Raw genomic sequence first — 1,647 nt, forward strand, 5'->3', positions numbered from 1 at the left:
TCCTCGTTCATCCCTTATCTACAGGGAAGTATCCAAAAACAGATACTATCGAGGGTTCACGTCTAACTCAATCGAAGCTTTCGTCTTGCACTCGGGGAAAGCAGTGCTTTGCTGATCCTCGTTCATCCCTTATCTACAGGGAAGTCTGTTCAGACATTGGATTCGTGACTACTATACTGTTTTCAATGGTCTTAATCCCTTATCTACAGGGAAGTATCTAAAATAGATTGCATATTCCTGCATAAACATACCACCCATTCTTGTTCGTAACGTACCAGTCGTTCCTTTCGTAATGAGCCGAAAATGAATAAACCACAAACAGTAGATGCACAATTTAAACTTAGATTACCAACAACATTAAAGTTAAAAATTGAAAATGAAGCTCAAGGCTTGAAACGATCTATGAATGCTGAAATTGTGGCACGATTAGAAAATAGCTTTAACTTTAAAAAATTAGACAATAATAGTGTATTGAACCAATATCAACTTATTGATCGCAAGAAAGAACTATCAAATCGCTTAACTAAAGCAATAGAGTTGTTTAATTCATTACAGGTAAAAGAAATTAAATATACACACATTGCTGAACAACTAGGATATGAAACTGCTGAACCTGTATTAGATTGGATACAAGGTAAACATGAACCATCTTTCCATCAACTTCGAGAAATAGCAGAGTATCTAAAGGTTAATCCGTCTTGGCTTGTACATGGTGATGGTGAAATCAGCACTTGAATAATAGTACCATTATTGATACTATTTAGAGATTGGAATTATTGAGCATATTAATGGCTAATATTGATCAACTCATAGAGCAAATGCGGAATAATCCAAAAAATATTCGTTTTGTGGATTTAATCAAGGTTTGCAAACAGTATTTTGGTGAGCCAAGACAAACAGGTGGTAGTCACACCGTATTTAAAACACCGTGGCAAGGCGATCCTCGTATAAACCTTCAAGATGATGGTGGGAAAGCTAAACCATACCAAGTGAAGCAAGTTTTGGCTGCACTCGATAAACTTAACGTATTGTGAGGTGGAAAATGGATAGTAAGCAATATACTTACCGTGTTATGTGGTCAGCAGAAGATAATGAATACGTTGGACAATGTGCTGAATTTCCATCATTATCTTGGCTTGATGCAGATCAATCTAAAGCATTTTCAGGTATTGTTAATGTTGTTGCTGAGGTTGTAGCCGATATGATCAGTAATAATGAAAAAGTACCAGTGCCACTTTCAGAGAAGAAATATAGTGGTCGTTTTGCTGTACGTGTTCCATCAATGGTTCATCAAAAACTAGCATTAGAAGCAGCAGAACGTGGTGTAAGTATGAATCGTTTAGTATCCGCAAAATTAGCTATGTAACCAGTTAAAAGGATATGAGATTTTGTCTCATATCCAAGTGGTTCAAGAAATAGGAATGACTGGTATGTTACGAACAGGAATAGGTGGTCGTTTTATCCAGTATTTTGCAATAGATACTATCGAGGGTTCACGTCTAACTCAAGCAAAGCTTTCGTCTTGCACTCGGGCAAAGCAGTGCTTTGCTGATCCTCGTTCATCCCTTATCTACAGGGAAGTATCCAAAAACAGATACTATCGAGGGTTCACGTCTAACTCAATCGAAGCTTTCGTCTTGCACTCGG

Annotated in this window: 3 protein-coding genes; all 3 read left to right on the forward strand. The window is 37.3% G+C overall.

What is annotated here, in order from left to right:
• Positions 1-303 precede the first annotated feature (303 nt).
• The 3 genes from F988_RS00640 to F988_RS00650 are packed head-to-tail and all read left to right on the forward strand — an operon-like array spanning position 304 to position 1,366.
• Positions 304-735 (forward strand): Arc family DNA-binding protein, encoded by a 432-nt coding sequence (locus F988_RS00640; RefSeq protein WP_004678288.1) that lies wholly within the window; start codon positions 304-306, stop codon positions 733-735.
• Positions 736-788: 53 nt separating this feature from the next.
• Positions 789-1,034: a hypothetical protein gene (locus F988_RS00645; protein ID WP_004678286.1), complete on the forward strand. Its 246-nt coding sequence runs from the start codon at positions 789-791 to the stop codon at positions 1,032-1,034.
• Between the two features lie 8 nt (positions 1,035-1,042).
• Positions 1,043-1,366: a type II toxin-antitoxin system HicB family antitoxin gene (locus F988_RS00650; protein WP_004678285.1), complete on the forward strand. Its 324-nt coding sequence runs from the start codon at positions 1,043-1,045 to the stop codon at positions 1,364-1,366.
• Positions 1,367-1,647: the final 281 nt, after the last annotated feature.

Origin of the sequence: Acinetobacter parvus DSM 16617 = CIP 108168 (genome assembly GCF_000368025.1) — a bacterium.
In the GTDB taxonomy this organism is placed as follows: Bacteria; Pseudomonadota; Gammaproteobacteria; order Pseudomonadales; family Moraxellaceae; genus Acinetobacter; species Acinetobacter parvus.

Bases quoted from the DNA above. Each gene is read 5' to 3' on its own strand.
- F988_RS00640 (WP_004678288.1), top strand. From the start codon at position 304: ATGAATAAACCACAAACAGTAGATGCACAATTTAAACTTAGATTACCA.
- F988_RS00645 (WP_004678286.1), top strand. From the start codon at position 789: ATGGCTAATATTGATCAACTCATAGAGCAAATGCGGAATAATCCAAAA.
- F988_RS00650 (WP_004678285.1), top strand. From the start codon at position 1,043: ATGGATAGTAAGCAATATACTTACCGTGTTATGTGGTCAGCAGAAGAT.